The sequence below is a fragment of the Intrasporangium sp. genome (genome assembly GCF_035688975.1).
Taxonomy (GTDB): Bacteria; Actinomycetota; Actinomycetes; order Actinomycetales; family Dermatophilaceae; genus CALMNV01.
Map to the genome: position 1 here is coordinate 57,339 of NZ_DASSMH010000014.1, position 22,066 is coordinate 79,404.

General features: G+C 72.4%; 19 protein-coding genes. 14 read left to right on the forward strand and 5 right to left on the reverse strand.

The window, feature by feature from the left end:
• Nucleotides 1-29 precede the first annotated feature (29 nt).
• From VFJ94_RS01630 to VFJ94_RS01640, 3 genes are all read left to right on the forward strand, one after another.
• Nucleotides 30-1,244, forward strand: coding sequence for a pyridoxal phosphate-dependent aminotransferase (locus tag VFJ94_RS01630; protein ID WP_325002453.1), 1,215 nt, complete (start codon nucleotides 30-32; stop codon nucleotides 1,242-1,244).
• A gap of 135 nt (nucleotides 1,245-1,379) precedes the next feature.
• Complete coding sequence (locus VFJ94_RS01635) at nucleotides 1,380-2,405, forward strand: ATP-binding cassette domain-containing protein (RefSeq protein WP_325002423.1); 1,026 nt, start codon at nucleotides 1,380-1,382, stop codon at nucleotides 2,403-2,405.
• On the forward strand, nucleotides 2,402-3,250 hold the full coding sequence (locus tag VFJ94_RS01640; protein WP_325002424.1) for an ABC transporter permease: 849 nt from the start codon (nucleotides 2,402-2,404) through the stop codon (nucleotides 3,248-3,250). Before VFJ94_RS01635 ends, VFJ94_RS01640 begins: the two co-directional genes overlap by 4 nt.
• Before the next feature lie 5 nt (nucleotides 3,251-3,255).
• On the opposite strand, the gene VFJ94_RS01645 is transcribed toward VFJ94_RS01640, so the two are convergent.
• Complete coding sequence (locus VFJ94_RS01645; protein ID WP_325002425.1) at nucleotides 3,256-3,528, reverse strand: hypothetical protein; 273 nt, start codon at nucleotides 3,526-3,528, stop codon at nucleotides 3,256-3,258.
• Nucleotides 3,529-3,903: 375 nt separating this feature from the next.
• On the opposite strand from VFJ94_RS01645, the gene VFJ94_RS01650 reads away from it, so the two are divergent.
• The 3 genes from VFJ94_RS01650 (at nucleotide 3,904) to VFJ94_RS01660 (ending at nucleotide 6,933) form a co-directional block, all read left to right on the forward strand.
• Nucleotides 3,904-4,953, forward strand: a complete 1,050-nt coding sequence (locus VFJ94_RS01650) for an LLM class flavin-dependent oxidoreductase (RefSeq protein WP_325002426.1) — start codon at nucleotides 3,904-3,906, stop codon at nucleotides 4,951-4,953.
• Entirely contained in the window at nucleotides 4,950-5,375 is a 426-nt protein-coding gene (locus VFJ94_RS01655; RefSeq protein ID WP_325002427.1) for an OsmC family protein, read from the forward strand. The genes VFJ94_RS01650 and VFJ94_RS01655 overlap by 4 nt, the downstream gene beginning before the upstream one ends.
• Before the next feature lie 88 nt (nucleotides 5,376-5,463).
• A complete protein-coding gene (locus tag VFJ94_RS01660; protein WP_325002428.1) occupies nucleotides 5,464-6,933 on the forward strand; it encodes a CYTH and CHAD domain-containing protein in 1,470 nt (489 codons plus the stop codon).
• A 439-nt stretch (nucleotides 6,934-7,372) separates the two neighbouring features.
• Here the strand turns inward: VFJ94_RS01660 and VFJ94_RS01665 are convergent, their stop codons facing one another.
• Complete coding sequence (locus VFJ94_RS01665; RefSeq protein WP_325002429.1) at nucleotides 7,373-8,014, reverse strand: LON peptidase substrate-binding domain-containing protein; 642 nt, start codon at nucleotides 8,012-8,014, stop codon at nucleotides 7,373-7,375.
• A gap of 106 nt (nucleotides 8,015-8,120) precedes the next feature.
• Here VFJ94_RS01665 and VFJ94_RS01670 point away from each other — a divergent pair, with 106 nt between their 5' ends.
• From VFJ94_RS01670 to VFJ94_RS01680, 3 genes are read left to right on the forward strand one after another with little or no spacing between them, the layout of a single operon-like run.
• The gene (locus VFJ94_RS01670; protein WP_325002430.1) at nucleotides 8,121-9,425 is read left to right on the forward strand and encodes a sugar ABC transporter substrate-binding protein; all 1,305 of its coding nucleotides are present in this window, start codon (nucleotides 8,121-8,123) and stop codon (nucleotides 9,423-9,425) included.
• A gap of 44 nt (nucleotides 9,426-9,469) precedes the next feature.
• The gene (locus tag VFJ94_RS01675; RefSeq protein ID WP_325002431.1) at nucleotides 9,470-10,393 is read left to right on the forward strand and encodes a sugar ABC transporter permease; all 924 of its coding nucleotides are present in this window, start codon (nucleotides 9,470-9,472) and stop codon (nucleotides 10,391-10,393) included.
• The gene (locus VFJ94_RS01680; protein WP_325002432.1) at nucleotides 10,393-11,244 is read left to right on the forward strand and encodes a carbohydrate ABC transporter permease; all 852 of its coding nucleotides are present in this window, start codon (nucleotides 10,393-10,395) and stop codon (nucleotides 11,242-11,244) included. Before VFJ94_RS01675 ends, VFJ94_RS01680 begins: the two co-directional genes overlap by 1 nt.
• A gap of 76 nt (nucleotides 11,245-11,320) precedes the next feature.
• Here the strand turns inward: VFJ94_RS01680 and VFJ94_RS01685 are convergent, their stop codons facing one another.
• Nucleotides 11,321-12,439, reverse strand: coding sequence for a carbohydrate kinase family protein (locus tag VFJ94_RS01685; protein WP_325002433.1), 1,119 nt, complete (start codon nucleotides 12,437-12,439; stop codon nucleotides 11,321-11,323).
• A gap of 55 nt (nucleotides 12,440-12,494) precedes the next feature.
• On the opposite strand from VFJ94_RS01685, the gene VFJ94_RS01690 reads away from it, so the two are divergent.
• Together VFJ94_RS01690 and VFJ94_RS01695 are read left to right on the forward strand one after the other, a co-directional pair.
• The gene (locus VFJ94_RS01690) at nucleotides 12,495-13,835 is read left to right on the forward strand and encodes a 6-phospho-beta-glucosidase (protein ID WP_325002434.1); all 1,341 of its coding nucleotides are present in this window, start codon (nucleotides 12,495-12,497) and stop codon (nucleotides 13,833-13,835) included.
• Nucleotides 13,836-14,089: 254 nt separating this feature from the next.
• The gene (locus tag VFJ94_RS01695; RefSeq protein ID WP_325002435.1) at nucleotides 14,090-14,818 is read left to right on the forward strand and encodes a ZIP family zinc transporter; all 729 of its coding nucleotides are present in this window, start codon (nucleotides 14,090-14,092) and stop codon (nucleotides 14,816-14,818) included.
• Here the strand turns inward: VFJ94_RS01695 and VFJ94_RS01700 are convergent.
• Entirely contained in the window at nucleotides 14,802-17,915 is a 3,114-nt protein-coding gene (locus tag VFJ94_RS01700) for a hypothetical protein (RefSeq protein WP_325002436.1), read from the reverse strand. The genes VFJ94_RS01695 and VFJ94_RS01700 overlap by 17 nt on opposite strands.
• A gap of 235 nt (nucleotides 17,916-18,150) precedes the next feature.
• Here VFJ94_RS01700 and VFJ94_RS01705 point away from each other — a divergent pair, with 235 nt between their 5' ends.
• Together VFJ94_RS01705 and VFJ94_RS01710 are read left to right on the forward strand one after the other, a co-directional pair.
• Complete coding sequence (locus tag VFJ94_RS01705) at nucleotides 18,151-18,885, forward strand: CPBP family intramembrane glutamic endopeptidase (protein ID WP_325002437.1); 735 nt, start codon at nucleotides 18,151-18,153, stop codon at nucleotides 18,883-18,885.
• Nucleotides 18,886-19,036: 151 nt separating this feature from the next.
• Nucleotides 19,037-19,960 (forward strand): ROK family protein, encoded by a 924-nt coding sequence (locus VFJ94_RS01710; RefSeq protein WP_325002438.1) that lies wholly within the window; start codon nucleotides 19,037-19,039, stop codon nucleotides 19,958-19,960.
• 188 nt (nucleotides 19,961-20,148) lie between these two features.
• Here the strand turns inward: VFJ94_RS01710 and VFJ94_RS01715 are convergent, their stop codons facing one another.
• Entirely contained in the window at nucleotides 20,149-21,048 is a 900-nt protein-coding gene (locus tag VFJ94_RS01715; RefSeq protein WP_325002439.1) for an SIS domain-containing protein, read from the reverse strand.
• Nucleotides 21,049-21,153: 105 nt separating this feature from the next.
• Between VFJ94_RS01715 and VFJ94_RS01720 the strand changes: the two genes are divergently transcribed.
• Nucleotides 21,154-22,044, forward strand: a complete 891-nt coding sequence (locus VFJ94_RS01720; RefSeq protein ID WP_325002440.1) for a DeoR/GlpR family DNA-binding transcription regulator — start codon at nucleotides 21,154-21,156, stop codon at nucleotides 22,042-22,044.
• Nucleotides 22,045-22,066: the final 22 nt, after the last annotated feature.

A 22,066-nucleotide genomic window follows, 5' to 3' on the forward strand; every position in this document is an offset into this window, starting at 1 on the left:
CGGCATACGGCGGTGAGAGTCTGGAGGGCATGCGCACCATCGTCCAGTCCGACAAGCTCCGCAACGTCTGCTACGAGATCCGCGGGCCGGTCATGGACGAGGCCCGCCGGCTCGAGGACGAGGGCCACCGGATCCTCAAGCTCAACATCGGCAACCCCGCCCCGTTCGGCTTCGAGGCGCCCGAGGACATCCTCATCGACGTCATCCGCGAGCTGCCCACCGCGCAGGGCTACTGCGACAGCAAGGGGATCCTCTCCGCGCGACGGGCCGTCGCCCAGCACTACCAGCTGCGCGACTTCCCGCACATCAACGTCGACGACATCTACCTCGGCAACGGCGTCTCCGAGCTCATCGTCATGGCCATGCAGGGCCTGCTCAACAACGGCGACGAGGTGCTCATCCCGGCGCCGGACTACCCGCTGTGGACCGCGGCGGCCAGCCTGTCCGGGGGCAACCCGGTCCACTACCTCTGCGACGAGCAGTCCGACTGGGCGCCGGACCTCGACGACATCGCGAGCAAGATCACGCACCGCACCAAGGCCATCGTCGTCATCAACCCCAACAACCCGACGGGCGCGGTCTACCCGGCCGAGGTGCTCCAGGGCATCGCGGACCTCGCCCGCAAGCACCAGCTGGTCATCATGGCCGACGAGATCTACGACAAGATCCTCTACGACGACGCCAAGCACACGTCGATCGCGACGCTCGCCCCCGACCTGTTCTGCCTCACCTTCAACGGCCTCTCCAAGGCCTACCGGGTGGCGGGGTTCCGCTCGGGCTGGGTCGCGCTGTCCGGGCCCAAGGAGCACGCGCGCAGCTACATCGAGGGCCTCGACATCCTGGCCAACATGCGCCTGTGCGCCAACGTGCCGGCCCAGCACGCCATCCAGGTCGCGCTCGGGGGCTACCAGTCGATCAACGAGCTCATCCTCCCGGGGGGGCGGCTGCTGGAGCAGCGCGACCGGGCGTGGAAGCTGCTCAACGCGATCCCGGGCGTGACGTGCACGAAGCCGCAGGGGGCGCTCTACCTCTTCCCGCGCCTCGACCCGGACGTCTACGACATCCACGACGACGAGCGGTTCGCCCTCGACCTGCTGCGGGAGCAGAAGCTGCTCATCGTGCAGGGCACCGGCTTCAACTGGCCCACCCCGGACCACTTCCGGCTCGTGTTCCTGCCGCGCGTGGACGACCTCGAGGACGCCATCGGACGGATCGCGGACTTCCTGCACACCTACACCCAGTAGGCGGCGCCGGGCCGCTTGCGGGGCGCTTGCGGGGCGCTTGCGGAAAACATGTTGACGGCGTTTACATGGTGCCTAGGGTTGTCGGTGGTAGGTCGTACCTTGGCACCCACCATCGATTCAGGCGGGAGCCCGTCCGTGTCCATCACCTCACCATCGCGCCTCGACCGCTCGTCGTCGACCGCCGCGGCCATCGAGGCCGAGCATCTCGTCAAACGCTTCGGCGACGTCACGGCCGTCGACGACGTCAGCTTCGCCGTGCCGCAGGGGACGGTGCTCGGGCTGCTCGGCCCCAACGGCGCCGGCAAGACGACCATCGTGCGGATGATGACGACGTTGACGCGCCCGACGAGCGGCACGGCCCGGGTGGCCGGACACGACGTCATGCGTGAGCCCGACGCCGTCCGGCGTGGCATGGGGCTGACCGGGCAGGTGGCCACCGTGGACGAGCTGCTCACCGGGCGGGAGAACCTCCGCCTCGTCGGCACGCTCTACGGGCTCTCCAGGTCGGACATCGCCCGCCGGAGCGCCGAGCTGCTCGAGCAGTTCTCGCTGGCGGACGCGGGCGACCGGATCATCAAGACCTACTCGGGGGGCATGCGCCGCAGGCTCGACCTCGCGGTGAGCCTCATCGCCGCCCCGCCGGTGCTCTTCCTCGACGAGCCCACGACCGGGCTCGACCCCCGCAGCAGGGTGGAGCTGTGGGACGTCCTGCGCAATCTCGTGGGCGACGGCACGACGCTCCTGCTGACGACGCAGTATCTCGAGGAGGCGGACCACCTGGCCGACCGGATCGTCGTCATCGACCACGGCCGGATCATCGCGGAGGGCACCCCGCTCGAGCTCAAGGACCAGTCCGGGCGGGCGAGCATCGTGGTCACCGTCTCGGAGGCGCACCAGCTCGACGCCGCGCGGGCACTGCTCTCGGCGCACGTGTCCGGCGTGCACGTCGACGAGGCAGCCCGGCAGCTGACGGCCCCGGCGGAGGGCCTCGGCGACATGATGCGCGTCGCCGCCGTCTTCCAGGACGCCGACATCGTGCTCGACGACCTCGGCCTCCAGCGGCCCAGCCTCGACGACGTGTTCCTCCACCTCACCGGTCACCGCGCAGAGCCGAGCACCGACGAGGGGTCAACCGACCTGCCGGCGAAGGAGCCACGATGAGCGACACCGCGCTACGACCCACCCGCAGTGCCCCGGCAACCCCGGCCTTCCGGCCGCCCGGGCGGGCGCGCCAGGTGCGCACCATGGTGTGGCGCAACCTCAAGCACATCCGTCGCCAGCCGGAGATGCTCGCCGACGTCACGATCCAGCCGATCATGTTCGTCGTGCTCTTCGCCTTCGTCTTCGGGGGGTCGATCCGCACGCCCGGCAGCGGCTACCGCGAGTGGCTCCTGCCCGGGATCATGGCCCAGACGATGGCCTTCTCCTCCTTCGTCGTGGCGATCGGGCTCACGGCCGACATCGACCGCGGCATCGTCGACCGGTTCCGGTCGCTGCCGATCTCCCGGTCGTCGGTCCTGGTCGGGCGTAGCCTGTCCAGCCTGATGCACTCGAGCATCGGCGTCGTCGTCATGTCGGTGACCGGTCTGGTCATCGGCTGGCGCATCCGTGAGGGCGTTGTCAATGCGCTGCTGGCGTTCGGGCTGCTGCTGCTCTTCGGCTTCGCCATGATCTGGGTGGGGATCCTCGTGGGCTCCACGTTCACGTCGGTGGAGGCGGTCAACGGCTTCATGTTCACGACGATGTTCCCGATCACCTTCCTCGCCAACACGTTCGCCCCCACGGACAACATGCTCCCGTGGCTGCGCACGATCGCCGAGTGGAACCCGATCAGCTCGCTCGTCCAGTCGCTGCGGCAGCTGTGGGGCAACGCGCCGGAGGCGCCGGCCAGTGCGGCCTGGCCGATGCACCACCCGGTCGTCGTCACCGTCGTCTGGTCGATCGGCATCGCGCTCGTCTTCGCCCCGCTCGCGCTGCGCGCCTTCGTCAAGCGGACCGAGGGCTGAGCGGCTCAGATCCGCGAGGAGGCCCACCACTTCACGAGCAGGCCGAGCCCGGCGCCCCACCCAGCTGTGAGGGCCAGGCTGGCAGCGATGGCGAGCAGCGCGGGCCGGCGGGCGCCCGGCTCGCGGACCAGGCTGAGCCCTCCGAGTGCGAGACCGAGCAGTTGCGGCACGAAGCAGAAGCCGAGCACCAGCCCAGTCGCCGCCGCGAGCAGGGCGCCCCGGGCCAGGGGCGCGTGCGACGCGGGCCGCATCTTGGGGGGCGCACCGGACCCGGACACGTAGGCAAGGCTAGCGAGGCAGGGCGAAGCCCACGGCACGGAAGTGGCCACTCGACTTGGGGATGCCGCCTGGCCCACCCCCCCACGTCGAGTGGCCACTTTCGTGCACGCGCGCCCCCGGGTCCATGTCGAGTGGCCACTTTTGTGCACGCGCCCCCCCGGTCCATGTCGAGTGGCCACTTTCGTGCACTCGAGCCCCCGGTCCATGTCGAGTGGCCACTTTTGTGCACGCGCGCCCCCGCGGACGCTCGGGAACGCGTGCGGAAGTGGCCACTCGACGAGGCGGGTGCGTGCGGAAGTGGCCACTCGAGTGAGGGGTGCGGCCCCCCGTGGACGCTCGGGAACACGAAGGGAGGCTGATCGGTTGGCCCCAGCGTGACCCGCGCTCAGCTCAACATCCTCGACCTTGTGCCCGTCGCTGCCGGGAGCACCGCCGCCGACGCCATCAACAGCACCGTCGAGCTCGCCCAGCACGCCGAGCAGTGGGGGTACGGGCGCTACTGGATGGCCGAGCACCACAACATGCACGGCGTCGCGTCGTCGTCGACGGCCGTCCTCATCGGCCACGTCGCCGACGCGACCAGCACGATTCGGGTCGGCGCGGGCGGCATCATGCTGCCGAACCATGCGCCCTACGTCATCGCCGAGCAGTTCGGGACGCTCGCGACCATGCACCCGGGCCGCATCGACCTGGGTCTTGGCCGGGCTCCCGGCACCGACCAGCCCACGGCGCGGGCGCTGCGCCGCAACGAGCTCGCCGCGACGAACTTCGCCGGGGAGGTCGAGGAACTGCTCGGCTACCTGGGCGACCCGGACCCCGACGCCACGGTGCGTGCCATTCCTGGCGAGGGCACCCACGTCCCGGTGTGGATCCTCGGGTCGAGCCACGGTGGTGCACAGGTGGCGGCGGCGCTCGGACTGCCCTACTCGTTCGCCTCCCACTTCGCCCCGCAGGCGCTGCTGAGCGCCTTGGAGCTGTATCGCCGCCAGTTCCAACCGTCCAGGCACCCCCAGGGGCTGGACGCGCCGCGCACCATGGCGGGCGCGAACGTCATGGTCGCCGACACCGAGGCCGAGGCTGAGCGCCTCTTCACCTCCACTGTGGAGCGCTTCCACTCCATCGTGACCGGCCGTCGCACGACGCTGCAGCCGCCCACCGGCGACCTCGGTGACCTCATGTCCTCGTGGACCCCCGCCGAGCGGGCGGCGGTGGCGGACATGCTTCGTGTCTCCTTCGTCGGCACCCCCGGCCAGGTGCGGGACGCGCTTGGTCAGTTCACCGAGGCAACCGGCGTGGACGAGGTGATCCTCGCCTGCGCGGCCTTCGACCCCGAGGCGCGCCTGCGCTCCTACGAACTCCTCGCCGAGGCGTGGCACGAGCCAGTCCCCTCGGCCGAGCCCGCTCCTGAGAGAGTGCACCCATGACCAACGAAGCGCAGGACCGCCGGACTGTCACCCTGACGCGAGACAGCCATGGCCGCTACACCGTCCGCAATGGCCGAGGCGGCTCGATCACCACGAGCTCAGGCACCGCCGAGCTGTCGCCTGTCGAGCTGCTCCTCGCCGGGATCGCCGGCTGCACAGCCGTCGACGTCGACACGGTGACGTCGCGGCGCGCCGAGCCGGACAGCTTCGAGATCGAGGTGACGGCCGACAAGGTGCACGACGACCAGGGCAATCACCTGCAGGACATCGAGGTGCGCTTCCGCGTTCGCTTCCCCGACGGCGAGGGCGGCGACGCCGCTCGAAAAATCCTGCCCTCCATGGTCCGTCGCTCCCACGAGGAGTTCTGCACGGTCAGTCGCACCGTCATGCTCGGCGCCGAGGTCACCGCGCACGTCGACTGACGGGGCGCTTCGACAGGCCGCTCGGGGTCGGCCGGTGGGAGGATACGACGGCGGGCGTGTGGCGAGCGTGGGGCGAGGAGGAGGCGGCATGGAGCACCCAGAGACCGAGCGGAAGTACGCGATCGCCGACTCGGCTCCGAGTCCGGAGGTCGGGCCGCCGTTCTCGATGGGCGCAGCGGGGCGTTTCGAGCTTGTCGCGGACTATGTCGACACTCCCGATCTGACCCTGGTCCGCTCGGGGCGCTCGCTCCGGCGGCGGACCGGTGGCAGCGACGAGGGATGGCACCTCAAGTTGCCCAAGGTGCTCGACTCGCGGGTGGAGCTGTGGGCGCCCCTCACTGAAGGGCCGAGTCCCGCCCTGGTTCCACGCACGTTGCGTGCCGAGCTGCACGAGGTGGTGGACCTCGACGCGCTCGTGCCGGTTGCCCGCGTGGTCACCGACAGGGCGGAGCGGAGCATCCTGCTCGACGGTGCTGTCGTGGCCCAGCTGGCAGATGACCACGTCAGCGCCACGACGGCGGCTGGCCGTTTCGATTCTTGGCGTGAGGTCGAAGTCGAACTCGTGGACGGTGACGCGAGCGACGCCGACGCCATCGAGCGCCAACTGCTCGGGCAGGGCCTCACCCCGGCGTCGGGCGGCTCCAAGATCGCGCGCGCCCTGGACCTGCCGTCCGGGGCCGCCCAGAACCCTGACCCCCCGAGCGCCGGTGATGTCGTGATGGCGCACGTGCGCCGTCAGGTCGGCGCGATCCAGGGGCTCGAGGACCGCGCCCGGCGCGATCAGTCCGACGCGGTCCACAAGATGCGCGTCGCCACACGTCGGCTGCGCAGCTCGCTCCGCAGCTTCCGGCGATTGTTCGACCGCTCGGTCACCGAGCCCCTTGGAGCGGAGCTGCGGTGGCTCGCGGAGCAGCTAGGCCGAGCCCGCGACGCCGAGGTGCTCCGGGCGCAGGTGCTCGCCGCGCTCGACGAGCTGCCGCCGCAGTCGGTGGTGGGCGGGGTCCGTGAGCGGCTCTCGGGCCAGCTGGAAGCCGAGCACCTCGAGGCGCACGGTGAGCTCGTGCGGGCGCTGGACTCCGAGCGCTACCGTCGCCTGCTCGCCGAGTTGGTCGAGCTGCTCGTGCGGCCGCCCTTGCGCGGCCGGGCGTCGCGCCCCGCGCACAAGACGCTCGGGCGGCTCGTCGACAAGGTGGAGCGGCGCGTCGAGCGCGCGCGACAGGCCGTGGCTGAGGAGTCCGATCCACGACGCCAGGAGGACCTGCTCCACGTCGTGCGCAAGCGCGCGAAGGCGGCCCGCTACGCGCACGAGGCGCTCGGGCCGTCGTTCGGCAAGGAGGCACAGCGGGCGAGCAAGCAGTGGGAGAAGGTGACAGAGAGCCTGGGCACGTTCCAGGACATGGTGGTCATCACCGAGCGGCTCGTTGAGCTGGAGAAGGCGGCCGCGGAGGCCGGTGAGCCCACGACGACGCTCACCGAACTCATCGCGGCGGAGCGCAGCCGGGGACAGGCAGCGCTGAAGGAGGCGCGGGCCAGCCTTGAGGATGTCATCGGGGCCTAGCTGGTGTGCTGGGACCCGTGCTCTAGAGGTGCCAGGTGACGCCGTCGGGGGTGACGGTCGCTGTGAGCTCGAGCTGGTGGACGACGGTGTGGTGTCGGGGGCACAGGAGGGCGGCGTTCGGCTCAGGGCTGGCCCGGTCGGCGGGGCTGCGCCCAAGGCGCCGACCCAGTCCCCGCCACCGGCGTCGCCCAGCCCGCCCGCGTCGGCAGGCCGGCTCCAGAACCCGGACCCACCTCCGACCGGCGACGGCGGCGCCGCTTCCAGCTGCGCGATCCGCTCCCGCAGCTCTGGCACGGTGATGGTTCCCATGCCGCCAACGCAGACGCCGCCACCGACAGTGGTCGCCACTGCGGCACGCGCGGGAAGCCTTTGTCCACAGGAAGATTCAGCGGCATCAGCCCTGTGGATGGTCGCCCGTGGCCGCGCCTGCCCAAGCAGCCTAGTCCGGCCTGCCGGACGGGTCGCCGGGATCCTCGGGCCACGCCATGGTGAGGACCTCGACCGCCTCCTCGGTGCGCTGGATGACCGACGTGAGCAGCTCCTCGACCGTGGCGGCGCGCAGGAGCGACTGCCTGTCGAGCGGACCGACGGGCGAGATCCCAGCGAGCTGCCAGGCTGCCTGCAGTGGGTCGTCGCTCAGGCCGACCCCGGCCGGCCAGGTCCCACCGGTGAACTCGCTTGCGCGGGCGAGGCCGCGGCGCACCGCGACCTCCGCCTCGTCGAGGAGTGGGCGCAGGTGGGGAGACCACTGCAGGTCCGGCAGGAAGGAGACCCTTGCCTCCGGGTGCGGATCGTCCTCGAGCCACTCCCGCACCTCGAACCGTCGACCGCCGACGGCCACGAGGTGGATCGCCTCGACGCCCACGTCGCACTCCCGGATACGGGCGACCGTGCCGAGGCCGAACCGGTGGTCGCCGCCGCCGACCTCTGATCCGCGCTCGATGAGCACCACGCCGAACTCGCCCTCCTCCCGCAGGACTCTGGAGAGCAGCACGACGTAGCGGTGCTCGAAGATGCGCAGGGCCATCGGCATCGCGGGGAGGAGCACCGACCCCAAGGGAAAGATCGGCAGCGTCGTCATGGCGACAAGGCTGACACACTGCCACGCCGGTAGATTCTGGACCGGCCGACAGGCACCCGGAGCGGGCTAGCCTGCGAAGGGACGGCACCAGCAGACGGAGGTCACGATGGTGGACAGCACGAACGGATTACGGCTGACGAGGCGCACGCTCCTCGGCCTGGGTGGGGCAGCCGCGGTCGCGGGCGCGCTGGCGGCCTGCGGCAGCAACACAGGCCGGGAGACGACCCCGAGCGCGGGAGCGTCTGGTGCGGCGGGAGGCTCGAAGCCGACTCTGCAGCAGTGGTACCACCAGTACGGCGAGGCGGGCACGCAACAGGCGGTCGAGAGGTACGCGGCGGCATACAAGGACGCCACGGTGAAGGTGAGCTGGAAGCCGGGCGACTACGACCAGTCGACCGCAGCATCGCTGCTCACCGACGCCGGTCCCGACGTGTTCGAGTACGGCAACGGCCCGACGATCGACATGATCAAGGGCGGCCAGGTCGTCGACCTCACCGACACCATCGGCTCCGCCAGGGACGACTTCAACCCCTCTTTGCTGAAGCGGATGAGCTACCAGGACAAGGTGTGGGCCATCCCGCAGGTCATCGACATGCAGATGCTCGTCTACCGCAAGAGCATGCTCGACGCTGCCGGGGTCCAGCCGCCGAAGACGATGGACGAGCTGCTCGCCGCCGCCAAGGCACTGACCAAGGGCAACGTGAAGGGGCTCTTCGTCGGAAACGACGGCGGCGCAGGGCTGCTCGGTGGACCGATGCTGTGGTCGGCCGGCCTCGACTACCTCACCGAGGACAACAAGTTCGGTTTCGACGACCCCGCCGCCGCCGCCGCGTTCGCCAAGCTGCGTGAGCTCTGGGAGAGCAAGGCGATCCTCCTCGGCGCGCCCAAGGACTGGTTCGACGCGTCGGCGCTCACCTCGGGCCTGACCGCCATGCAGTTCACCGGCCTGTGGACCTTCCCCGACATCAAGAAGGGCTTGGGTGACGACTTCGGCGTCCTGCCGTGGCCCGCCATGCCGGGCGGCAAGCAGTCGGTGCCGGTGGGCGCCTACGGCTCGTGCGTGAGCGCCAAGAGCAAGAACGTCGACGCCGCAAAGAAGTTCGCGGCGTGGCTGTGGATCGACCAGACGGACTACCAAGTCGACTTCGCGACGGCATACGGCTTCCACATCCCGTCGCGCACGAGCCTCATCGACAAGGCGACCACCCTCAAGTCCGGACAGGCCGCGGACGCCGCGAAGCTCGCCACCGACGTGGGCCACGCGCAGAGTCCGCTGCTGTGGACGCCGAAGTGCAGCACGGCGTTCGGCGACATGATGGTCAAGGTCGTCAAGGGTGGTGCGGACCCCAAGGCCGAGATCGCCACGGTCAGAGGCGTCGCCGAGGCCGAGCTGAAGCGAGTCCTCGCCTGAGCGCCGCGGCCCCGGCCGCTCGTCCGGACAGGCCGGCGCAGCGCGTGCGGCCGCCGCTGGGCGAGCGGTTGCGCGGCCGGCAGGACCGCAACCTGTGGTTCTGGGTCTTCGTCGGCCCTTTCGTCGTCGGCCTGGTCGTCTTCATCTACGTGCCCATCGCGTGGAGCATCTACCTGTCGTTCTTCGACTCCTACAACACGGTGACGCCCACGAGGTTCGTGGGGCTCGGCAACTACGCCGACATGCTGCGCGACCCCGCTTTCCGCAGCAGCCTGCTGACCTTCCTCGCCTTCGCGGCCTTCATCGTGCCGCTCACCTTCGTGCTGTCGCTCGCGACGGCCCTGCTCATCGCCCGGGCGCGCGTGCTGCAGGCCTTCTTCCGGTCCGTCTTCTTCCTGCCGACGGCCTGCTCCTACGTCGTGGCCGCCCTCATCTGGAAGATGGGCATCTTCTCCGGCGTCCGCTCCGGCCTCGCCAACGCCCTCCTCGGCTGGTTCGGCATCGAGTCCATCCCCTGGCTGTCGCTGACCGACCCGCCGTGGTACTGGCTCGTCATCGTCACCGCGCGGCTGTGGCTGCAGGTCGGCTTCTACCTCATCCTCTTCCTCGCGGGCATCCAGCGGATCTCGCCCACCCTCTACGAGGCCGCCGCCATCGACGGTGCCGAGGGCTGGAAGGTCCTGCGCCACATCACCCTGCCGCAGCTGCGCGCGACGTCCACCGCGGTGCTGCTCCTGCTGCTCATCAACGCCTTCCAGGCCTTCGACGAGTTCTACAACATCCTGTCCACCTTCGGCACCTACCCGCCCTACGCCCGGCCACCGCTCGTCTACCTCTACTACACCGCGCTCGGCTCCGGGCAGGACTTCGGCCACGGCAGCGCGGGGGCGGTCATCCTCACCCTCGTCATCGCCGTCGTGGCCCTGACCCAGAGCCGCCTGCTCCGGCTGGGCAGCAGGGACGACTGATGGCGATCGTGCGCAGCCGACGGTCCGTGCGCGTCGCCGCGATCGGGCGCTACACGGCCCTCGGGATCGCGGCCCTGCTCTTCCTCATCCCCTTCTACCTGCTCCTGCGCAGCGCGTTCATGCGCGAGCAGGACCTCGTCTCGCCCGACTTCCACTGGCTGCCGCCGGTGTGGAACTCCGACAACCTCACGGGCCTCTTCGACAACCCGGCTATCCCGATGGCCCGCAGCCTGCTCAACTCGCTGGTCATCGCGGTGGTGCAGACGATGGGCGTCATCGTCATCTCCGGCCTCGCCGGCTACGGCCTGGCCCGCATCCCCTTCCGCTGGTCGGGCGTCGTCTTCTGGGCCATCACCGCGACGCTGCTCATCCCGGCGGCCGTGACGTTCGTGCCCAGCTTCGTCCTCGTCTCCACGCTGGGCTGGATCTCGACGCTGCGCGGCCTGATCATCCCCGGGCTGTTCCAGGCGCTCGCGACGTTCCTGTTCCGGCAGTTCTTCCTCGGCTTCCCCAGGGAGATCGAGGAGGCCGCCTTCCTGGACGGCCTCGGCTACTGGGGCACCTTCTGGCGCGTCGTCGTGCCGAACTCGCACGGCTTCGCGGCCGCCATCGGCACCATCACCTTCATCGGTTCGTGGAACGCCTTCCTGTGGCCGCTCGTCATCGGGCGCGACCAGTCGTCCTGGACCGTGCAGATCACGCTGTCGACCTTCCTCACCGCGCAGTCGGTCCAGGTGAGCCAGCTCTTCATGGCGGCGCTCGTGGCGATCCTCCCGCTGCTGCTGATGTTCCTCTTCCTCCAGCGGTGGATCGTCGAGGGGGTCGAGCGCACCGGCATCGGCGGCGAGTGACCTGCGCGCCGCTTCCCCCAATCGAGGTGTCAGGCGGCCGTATGCCGTCGTCGATCACCTCGAACCGGGTGGCAGGTCACTGCAGGCCGTTGACGTCGGCGCGCCGGGCGATCGTGGCCGTCGCCCGCCGCCGCACCCCCGGCGGCACGGTGGGCGCGATGTCGTCGAGGAAGGCGAACCGGCGCCGCAGCGACCGGTGGTAGGCGTCGTCCCGACCGGCCGCCCGCACGACATGCCACCAGTCGAGGACATCGCCCCAGCCCGGCGCGGCGAGCGAGCCGCCGAACTGCTGAATCGCGAGCGCCGAGCACAGGCTCGCGAACGTCATCCGGTCGACGAGCGGCCACCCGGCGAGCGTCCCGACGAGGATGGCGGCGCCGAAGACGTCCCCGGCGCCGGTGGGGTCGAGCGGCGGCACCCGCAGCGACGGCACCGCGGCCTCCTCGCCGGTGGTCGAGTCGATCCCGATCGCTCCGTCCGAGCCCTGCGTGACGATGGCCACGGGCACCCGGTCGGCGAGGGCGTAGAGCGCCTCCTGTGCCGTCGACGTACCCGTGTAGGCCATCGCCTCCACGGCATTCGGCAAGAAGGCGTGGCAGTGGTCCAGGCGCGCGAGCACCTCCTCGGCCCAGCGCTCCCCGGGGTCCCAGCCCACTCCGGCGAAGACGAGCGCCCCCTGCTCGCGGGCGAGGTCGACCCACGTGGGCGCCGAGCCGCCGTGCGTCGAGGCCTCGGCGAGGTCGACGAGGACGGCGCGGGAGCACGGGGGTATGCCGATGAGCTCGGTGGCGTCGACGGGTGCGGGATGCCCGTGGGAGACCATGCTCCGGTCGCGGTTCACCGACATCGAGACCGTGACCGGGCTGTGCCAGTCGGGAAAGCGCTGCGACCGGCTGAGGTCGATGCCCTCCTGCTCCTCCAGCGTGCGCCAGCAGAAGTCGCCGTAGTCGTCGTCGCTGAAGGCCGCGGCGAGCGACGTGCGCAGGCCGAGGCGCTGCGCGGCCACGGCGAGGTTGGCGATGCCGCCGGGACACGAGGCCATGCCCTCCGCCCACACCTCGGTGCCCGGTGCGGGCGGCGTCGTGAGGCCGGCGAAGATGATGTCGAGGTAGACCGTTCCCCACACGAAGACGTCGAAGGGCGGGGTCCCCGGCCCCCGCCTGCTCGCCAGCGGGTCGAACGCGGTCTCGGGCATGGAATCATTCTCGCGCAGGGTCAGCCGGCGTCCGGCGACGGAGGGGTGGGCACGAATGCGGTTGGTGATCCTGGGCGGTGGCGGCTTCCGGGTCCCCCTCGTCCACGGCGCGCTCCTGGGGGACCGGGGGCCGCGCCGGGTCGACGAGGTCGTCCTCCACGACACCGACGCGACCCGGCTGGACGCGATCGCCAGGGTGCTCGCGCAGCAGGCGGAGGGTCACGACGATCCGCCGCGGCTGACGGTGACGCGGGACCTCGACGGGGCCCTCGACGGCGCCGACGCTGTCTTCTCGGCGATCCGGGTGGGCGGCCTCGCCGGGCGCACCGCCGACGAGCGGGTGGCCCTCGACCTCGGACTGCTCGGCCAGGAGACGACGGGCCCCGGTGGCGTCGCCTATGGGCTGCGCACCGTGCCGGTCGCCGTCGACATCGCCGAGCGGGTGCGGCGGCTCGCCCCCACCGCGTGGGTCGTCAACTTCACCAACCCCGCCGGCATGATCACGGAGGCCATGCAGTCCGTCCTCGGCGACCGGGTCGTCGGCATCTGCGACTCGCCGCTCGGCCTGGCCCGGCGGGCAGCGCTCGCCCTCGGCCGCCGCCTCGAGGACGTGGACGTCGACTACGCCGGGCTCAACCACCTGGGGTGGCTGCAGGGCCTGCGGGCCGACGGGCGCGACGTGCTGCCGCAGCTGCTCGCGGACCCGAGCCGGCTCGGCGGCATGGAGGAGGGCCACCTCTTCGGGATCGACTGGCTGCAGACCCTCGGCGTGCTGCCCAACGAGTACCTCTACTACTACTACTTCACCCGCGACGCCATCGCGTCGCTCACGGCGAGCCCCACGACGCGTGGGGAGTTCCTCCTCGGCCAGCAGCGGGACTTCTATGCCGCCGTCGGCCGGGCTCCGGAGGCGGCGTGGTCGTCCTGGGACGCAGCGCGGCGCGAGCGCAACGCCACCTACATGCGTGAGGCCCGCACCGGTGAGGGGCAGGCGCGCGATGACGTCGACGGGGGCGGCTACGAGGGCGTCGCCCTCGCCCTGCTGGCGGCCCTGGGCAGGGACGAGCCGGCCACCCTCGTCCTCAACGTGCGCAACGGGCGGTCGGTCCCCGGGCTTGCGGAGGACGCCGTGGTCGAGGTGCCCTGCCGGGTCACGGCCTCCGGGCCGGTGCCCTGCGCCGTCAGCCCGCTGACCGGCCACCCCCTCGGGCTCGTCCAGCAGGTCAAGGCGGTCGAGCGCCTCACGATCCGAGCGGCGCGCGAGGGCGCCGAGGCGGTGGCCGTCGAGGCGCTCGCGCTCCACCCGCTCGTCGACTCCGTGACGACCGCCCGGCAGCTGCTCGCCGGCTACCGGTCGCGGATCCCGGAGCTCGACCGGGTCTTCGCCCCGCGCTGAGGCGCACCGGCCACGGTATGCCGTCAGGGCCACCCGGGCGGGTAGGCCGCCGGTGACAGCAGGACGGGTAGGCCGCCGGTCCCACCCGGGCGGCCCGCGGCATACCGGGCGAGCACACCGACGACCATTGGTCGTCGTCAACCCGGCCGCTCGTGCTCAGCCCGGGGGTCGACGCGGAGGTAATGGTCGTCCGGGTGCACACCCGCCCGGGCGCCAGACCCACCCCACCCGCCCTCCGGTGACACAATCGCGGCGTGCTGGAGGCTGCGTGGTGGGGGTTCGTGGGGGGCGCTGCCCTGCTGCTCGGCGCCCTGCTCGGCATCTTCGCCCGGGTGTCCAACCGCGTCATCGGGCTCGTCATGGCCTTCGGTGCCGGCGTCCTCATCAGCGCGGTCGCCTTCGAGCTGACCGAGGAGGCCTATCGGGCAGGCGGTGCGCTGCCCGTCGTCGTGGGGCTCGTCGGGGGCTCGCTGGTCTTCTTCCTCGGTGACTGGGTCATCGACAACCGCGGCGGCCACCGCCGCAAGAGCCCGCAGGGCCCCCAAGAGGGAGCCGGCCCGATGGCGCTCGTCCTCGGCGCGCTCCTCGACGGCATCCCGGAGTCGGCCGCCATCGGCGTCAGCCTGCTCGGCGGGGGGCGGATCGGGCTGCCCATCGTCGCCGCGGTCTTCCTGTCCAACGTCCCCGAGTCGATGGCGGCGAGCGCCGGTCTGCGGCGCACGGGTCGCTCGACGAGGTACATCCTCGGGTTGTGGACGAGTGTGCTCGTCGCCTCGGCCGTCGCCTCGGCCGCGGGCTACGTGCTGCTCGACGGCGCGTCCGCCACGGTCACCGCGACGATCCAGACCTTCGCCGCCGGGGCCATCATCACGATGCTCGCGGACACGATGATGCCCGAGGCGATCGAGCACTCCGGCCGCCTCGTGGGCCTGCTGACGATGCTGGGCTTCGCGCTCGCCTTCCTCCTCAGCGCGCTCGGCTGACCGGCTGCGGGGACGTGAGCCTCATCGGGAGCGGCCTGCCCCGGGGGCCGGCGTGACCGTCGAGCACCGGACGCCGGGGGCGGCGGGGCGTCGACACCTCGCGGCTCTCCTGCCGCGCGCGCCGCATCTCCACGCCGAGCGCCCGCCCGAGCCGCGTGTATGCCGTGAACTGGCCGTCGTCGAACCACTGGTCGCCCGTCGAGTCGTGCGGGAACTCCCGGTGCTGGGCGGCATACGACAGCAGCCCGTACGGCATCTCGGGCCACAGCAACGCGCGTCCGACGAGCAACGTGCCGGTGCGGGCGCCCTCGGGCAGGCCCGACGCTGCGGGGTAGGTGAAGGTGCCGAGGATGACCGGCTCCTTCGCCAGGGCCGAGTTGACCGCGGTGAGCGGCGCCTGCGGCACGAGCGGGTTGCCGGCGCCGGGCTCGGCGTGGAACGGGTGGTGCAGCGTGATGCTGACGCCGAGCTCGCACTCGGCGAGCGCGATGGCCTCGGCCAGCCCCGGCGCGGTCGGCGGGCTGTCTCCCCCGCCGTCGACGCAGTAGATCGTCGTGCAGCGGCGCCGCAGGAGCTCGACGATGCCGAGGTTCTCGTAGTGGCCGCCGTCGGTGACGTGCAGCAGCCGCTCCTGCACCGGGTGCACGTTGAACACCTCGCGCAGCAGGTAGGTGGCCCGGCGGATGGCCGGCAGGCCGGGCATCGTCCAGTCGAGCACCCGGCCCTGCGCATCCCGGGCCTCACGCATGGCGCTGAGGAACAGCGGGTTGGGCAGCCACGCTCCGAGCCGGGCCCCAGAGATGGCGAGGAGCACCTGGTACCACCGGGAGAAGCGGCCCATCGCGGCGGCGACCGCCGCGCCGCTGATGGCGACGGCGGCCTGGACCGTGAGGTCGCGCTGCAGCCGGGGCGGGGCGACGCTCTCGAGCGCCGTGGTGCGCACCCAGCCGATGTCGGGGCCGCCCACCCAGGAGGCGCCCAGCGTGAAGGACACCGCGGGAAGTCCGGAGGGGGTGAGGTGCTGGCCGGTGAGGTTCGCGGCGGCCGCGAAGACGAACTCGGGAAAGGGCCGCGCGGCGTCGGCCACCGTGGCGTAGGAGGACAGGAGCGTGCGCTCGCGCTGGTGGTAGGGCATCGCGACGGTCGCCGGCCCGGTCGCGGTCGGCGCCCGCAGCGTGCGGGTGGCGAAGGCGGTCGCCAGCCGCCGGCGGTAGAAGGGGTGCAGGCTGAGTGACGACTCGTCGACGAAGCCGCCCAGGACCACGACCGCCGCGAGCAGCACCGCGCCCTGGACGAGGGACGTCGTGACGTTGCCTGCCGCGAGGTCGGTGGCCGTCACGACGGTGGCGACGCCGAAGACGAGCAGCCAGCTGGCGACGAGGACGGCGAGGGAGGCAATGACGAGGAGCAGCTGCACCAGCGCCCTCGGCACCGCGATCCTCGTCGCGGGAGCCGCCTTGCCCAGCCCGGCGTTGCGGACGGTCTTGAGCCGCCGCCACAGCATGCTGGCGATGCTGGCGACGTAGGTGAGCGAGACCGCGCCCACCCAGCCGCTGACGCCGACCTGGACGCTCGCGCCGACGAGCGAGATCGTCCGGGCCGCGAGCCACACGATCACGGGGATGCCGACGGTGATGAGCACGACCATCCCGACGATGTGGGTCATGACCACCGACACGCGCGAGGCCCAGGCGTAGACCCGCTGGGCGCGGACGGACAGCCGGCTGTAGGCGAGCAGCTGCACCAGCCACACCCCGAGGGCGACCCCGCCGATCACGGCGACCGCGGCGACGGCATGCGGCGGCATGGTGAACGGCAGGTCGGGCGTCACGGTCGTGGTGACCCCGGCGGAGTTGGCCCTGGGTGTGGCACGCGGCAGGAGCGGCAGCGTCGCGACCGGGATGCTGCGGTAGAACCACGCAGCCGCGAGCCCCAGCACGACGGCCGGGGCGAAGAGCAGCACGATGCCGGAGAGCAGGCCGCGCGCCAGCACGCCGAGGGCCACGAGCATGCGCCCGGCCGTGTCCGCGAGGTAGGAGGAGTGGCGTCGGACATGGTCGAACTCGACGCTGCCCGCCTGGTATGCCGCGTCGGCGTCGTGCACGGGCGTGGCTCCGTCGAGCAGCCGCTGGCCGTCACCGGCATCGGTGAGCAGCTGGGCGAAGGCCCCGGCCGCGTAGCCGCCCCCGGACACCGACACGAGGTAGTCGGCTCCGCGCAGCTCGGCCCGCAGGCTCTGCAGTGCGCCGAAGGCGACGCTGGCCGAGCGGATGCCGCCTCCGGACAGGCACACGCCGACGGACTCCGTCGCGGCGGTCCGCTCGGCCAGGCCGGTGATGCCGGGCACGGTGTAAGCGCGCCGCCACCGGGACTCGTCGGTCCCCTCGGTGTGGGGGGCGGCTTCGGCGGGGCGGGGCGCTGCCGACGAGTCCGTCGGCGGTGAGGTCGGCCGGCCGCTGGGCTCCGGGGGCGGGATCTCGACGGCCTCGGGCACCCGGATGTCGTCTGCCAGCCAGCCGTGCGTCGCGTGCCGGTCGCCGTAGGGCCCGAACCGGGCGACCCACAGCCGGAACAGGGTGACGACGACCCCCAGGAGGGCGACGACGGCCGCGGGCAGCACCGTGGAGAACTTGACGGTCGCGGCCGCGGCCACGGCGTCGAGGACACGGCCGCGGTCACCGACCCCGCGCAGGGCGGCGGTGAGCAGGAGGTTCTCGATGAGGTCGGCCACCACGGCCACCACGGCGGCGACGCGGCCCAGCCGGGCGAGCTGGGCTGCCCTCGGGCTCCAGAACACCCACCCGGCGCTGCCCGTCCCGAGCCAGAGGGCGAGCCCGTAGCCGGCGATGAAGACGTAGTCCCACGCGACGGCGCCCTCGGTGCCGGGCGGCAGCGGCCAGTACTGGGACCGGCCGCCGAGCTCCACGGCCAGCATGTCGAGTGCCGGGGCGTTGGCGGCATACGCCCACCCCCCGAGCCCGACGCTCGCGAGGGCCGCCACCGCGAGGCCGAGCGCGCGGCGGCGGCTCGGGACGTCGCGCTTGGGAGCGGGGGGCGGGGTCGACTCACTGACGGACCGGTTCGCCTGGGGCCTCATCGAGCACGCTCCTTCCGGCTCGCTCCGGGGAGCGGGCAGGGCGGCCGCTGGCAGGCCACGCGGGAATCGGCCCTCGGGCCGACACCTCCATGATCCAGCGGGCCGGCCGTGGTGTCATCGTTTCGGGTCGGTCCCGGCCTGCGGCATACGGCCTGCGGCATACGGCCGGGGCGGCGGCTCTCGGCGTCCTGCTGGTCCGTCCTGCTGGTCCGTGCACCCATGGGACACTGGAGTCGTGAGTAGCGCGGTGCAGACAGCTGGGGACCGGCGCCATCCCGCACGGGTGGCGACGATCGGCGTGGTCCTCGCGCTCGTCGGGCTCAACGTCGCCGACCACGTCCTCGCGTGGAACAGCCTGTGGCTCGGCCCGGCAGGAGCCCTCGCGCTGCTCGCCTACGCCCGGGCCGCTGGACTCACGTGGGCGCAGCTGGGCCTCGCCCGGCACACGCACGTCCGCGGCCTGAGGTGGGCCGGCGCGGTCATCGGCGTGGTCGCCCTCGGCTACCTGGCCGGCATCCTGCTGCCGCAGACCCGCACGGCCTTCCTCGACGCGCGCTACCACCTTCCCCCGGCCGGCGCGCTGATGTCGGCCTTCGTCATCATCCCGGTCGGCACGATCCTCCTCGAGGAGGTGGCCTTCCGGTCGGTGCTCTGGGGGCTGTTGTCCCGGCACGCCCGGATGTGGCAGGTGCTCCTCGCCTCGTCAGCCCTCTTCGGCCTGTGGCACGTCCTGCCCGCCATGGCGACCGCCGCCGGCAACCAGGCGATCGGCGCCGCCGTCGCGGGCCTCGGCCCCTTCGCCCGGTATGCCGTCGTCGGCGGCACGGTGGTCTTCACGGCCCTGGGCGGCGTGGTCGCCGGCGAGCTGCGCCGGCGCAGCGGGAGCCTCCTCGCGAGCATGGGGATGCACTGGGCGACCAACTCGCTCGGGGTGCTCTTCGGCCTGCTCGCGTGGCGCCTGGCGTCCTGAGCGGGGGCGGCAGCCCGCACGCGCGGGGATGCGGCGTGGTCGGCGGGCCCCCGAGAGCGCCGGGTGGGAGCGCCGGGGGTGCACCTCTGACGCGCGCGATCCTGCGCGAAGTGTCGAGGTTTCGCGCAGGCTTGCGCATAGACTGCCGGACGTGACGCGCACGGTGGTGGTCGGGATCGACGTCGGCGGGACGCGGACCAAGGCCGCTCTCGTCACGGACAGCGGGGTCGTGCTGGCGCACGTGGTGCGAGCGACGCCGCCGGACATCGGCTCGCGCCTCGGGGTCCTCGCCGCCGAGACCGTGGCGGAGCTCGCCGCGTCGCCTGCCGGGCTGGCCGAGGGCGGGACACCGGCCGTCCGCGCCGTCGGCGTCGTCGTGCCCGGCCTCGTCGACGACGTGCACGGGGTGGGCGTGTGGTCGGTCAACCTCGGCTGGCGGGATCTCGACCTGCATGCGGCGGTCGCGACGCACGTCGACCTCCCGGTCGCCGTCGGGCACGACGTGCGGGCCGGGCTCCTCGCGGAGCACCGGCTGGGCGCGGCCCGCGGCGAGACCGACGCGCTGTTCGTCCCCATCGGCACCGGCATCGCCGGCGCCCTGCTGAGCGGCGGCCGGGTGCTCGCCGGGTCACCGTGGGCCGGCGAGATCGGCCACGTCACGGTCGTGCCGGACGGACCGCCGTGCGGCTGCGGGCGCCGCGGGTGCCTGGAGGCGGTCGCGAGCGCCGCCGCGATCGGCCGGCGGTGGACCGAGCTGTCGGGGGTGACCGGCGATGCCGAGGACGTCGCGGGTCGGGCCGACGCGGGCAACCCGCTGGCCCGCCGGATCTGGTCGGAGGCGGTCGAGGCCCTCGCCTGCGTCGTGGCCCCCGTCGTCGCGGCCGCCGGCACGAGGCTCGTCGTCGTCGGCGGCGGGCTCGTGCAGGCGGGGGACACCCTGCTGCGACCCCTGCGGACCGCGTTGGCGGCCCGGCTGGGCCCGGCGCACGACGTCGAGGTCACCGCCGCCGCCCTCGGCGACCGCGCCGGCTCGCTCGGCGCCGCACTGCTCGCGCTCGACCGGGTCGGGGCATGATCGTCACGGTCACGCCCAACCCGGCTCTCGACCTCACGTATGCCGTGCCCAGCCTGACGCCTGGGACCTCCCACCGCGTCGACCAGGTCCTCGAGCGCGCCGGCGGCAAGGGGATCAACGCGGCCGGCGTCCTCGCCGCGATGGGCGTGCCGTGCGTGGCGCTCGTCCCCGTGGGGGGCCTCCCCGGGTCAGGACAGCACGATGCTGCGGGTCAGCGAGCGCGGGCGGTCGGGATCGAGCCCCGCCCGCTCGGCCCGGTAGAGGCAGAAGCGGTGCAGGCGCACGAGGTCGGCCAGCGCGTCGACGTCACGGTGCTCGAAGTGCGCACCCGTGGACGTGACCTCTTCGGCCAACCCGTCCGGCACGTCGCCGAGGGCCCACGTCGCCCGACCCGGCGCCGCGATGCTGATGGGGCCGTGGCGGTACTCCATGGCGGGGTAGGCCTCGGCCCAGAACTGGCACGACTCCCGAAGCTTCAGGGCCGCCTCGTAGGCGATGCCCACCGTCCAGTCCCGGCCGAGGAACGTGACCTGCTCCACGTCCCGCAAGGCGCCCACCGCTGAGTCGAGCTCCTCCGCGAGCACGGCCCGCGCCTGGTCGATCGCGGCGCCCAGGTCCTCGCCCAGCGAGGCGCGCAGCAGGGCCAGGGTGGTCGTGGCGAACCGGGTCTGCACGACCGACTGCTCGTCGACGTCGTCGAGCAGCACCGTCGTCGCCGAGCGTTCGGCCACCGGCGTCCCAGCCGTGGCGACGATGCTGACGTGGGGGGTCCCGGCCTGACGAAGCGCGTCGATGACCGCCATCACCTCGGTCGTCGTCCCGGAGCGGCTGATGACGACGACGCGGTCATATCCGCGCGCGAGACGGTGCTCGCTCGCGGCATACGCGTCGGTCACGCCCTGACCGCGTGACTCGCGCGCGGCGGCATACGCCTGACCCATGAACCACGACGTGCCGCAGCCGATCGTCGCGACCCGCTCGCCGGGCTGTGGCAGCACCGCGGCGAGCCGCGGCAGGCGCTCCAGAGCGCGGGCCCAGTCGTCGGGTTGGGTCGCGACCTCGGTCGCGAGGTGGCTCGGCTGCGGCATGCCCGGCTCCGATGGTGGTCGAGGTGAGTGTCTGTGCGCGGTTCACACCCTAAGCGAGCACAGTCAGGCATGTCCACCGCCCCCGCGGCGCGGTATGGTCGCGTCGTGTCCGACTCCGTCCGTGACTCGATCCGTGACTCGATCCGTGACTCCAGCGGTGACTCCAGCGGTGACTCCAGCGGGGCCTCGATGCGTGCCGACGCGGCGGGCGAGGCGGCCCCCAGCCGCGCCGGTCGGTGGTCGGCGATGCTGGATCGCCTGGCGACCACGGGGCGTCTCGGCGTCGGTGAGGCGGCCGAGCTGCTCGGCGTGTCCGAGGCGACGATCCGGCGGGACTTCGCCGAGCTCGTGCGGCGCCAGCTCGCGACCCGCAACCACGGAGGCGTCGTCGCCACCTCGGTCGCCTACGAGCTGCCCTACCGCTACCGCAGCACCCAACGCGACGACGCGCGCACGCGGGTGGCGGCGGCGGCCGCCGCGCTCGTGCAGCCCGGCCAGGTCGTCGGGCTCAACGGCGGCACGACGACGACCGCGACGGCGCGCGCCCTCGCGTCCCGGGAGGATCTCGCCGAGGGCGGGGAGACCACCATCGTCACCAACGCCCTCAACATCGCCACGGAGGCGGTCCTGCGACCGCACGTGCAGTGCGTGTCCCTCGGTGGCGTCGCGCGCCCGGAGTCCTACGAGGTGACCGGGCCGCTGGCCATCCTCGTGCTGCAGCAGCTGTGGCTCGACGTCGCCATCGTCGGCGTCAACGGGTTGACGGCGCGGGAGGGCGCGACGTGCCGGCACGAGGACGAGGCGGCCATCATCCGAGCGATGATCGAGCGGTCGAAGAGCGTCATCTGCGTCGCCACCGGCGACAAGATCGGGGTGCGCACGTTCGCCTCGATCAGCCCGGCGTCCCGCCTCGACGACCTCGTCACGACCCACGGCGCAGATGCCGACGAGATCGCAGCCCTGCGTGCCGCCGGCGTGCGGGTGCACGTCGTGTGAGTGGCCAGGAGGCCGCTGCCGA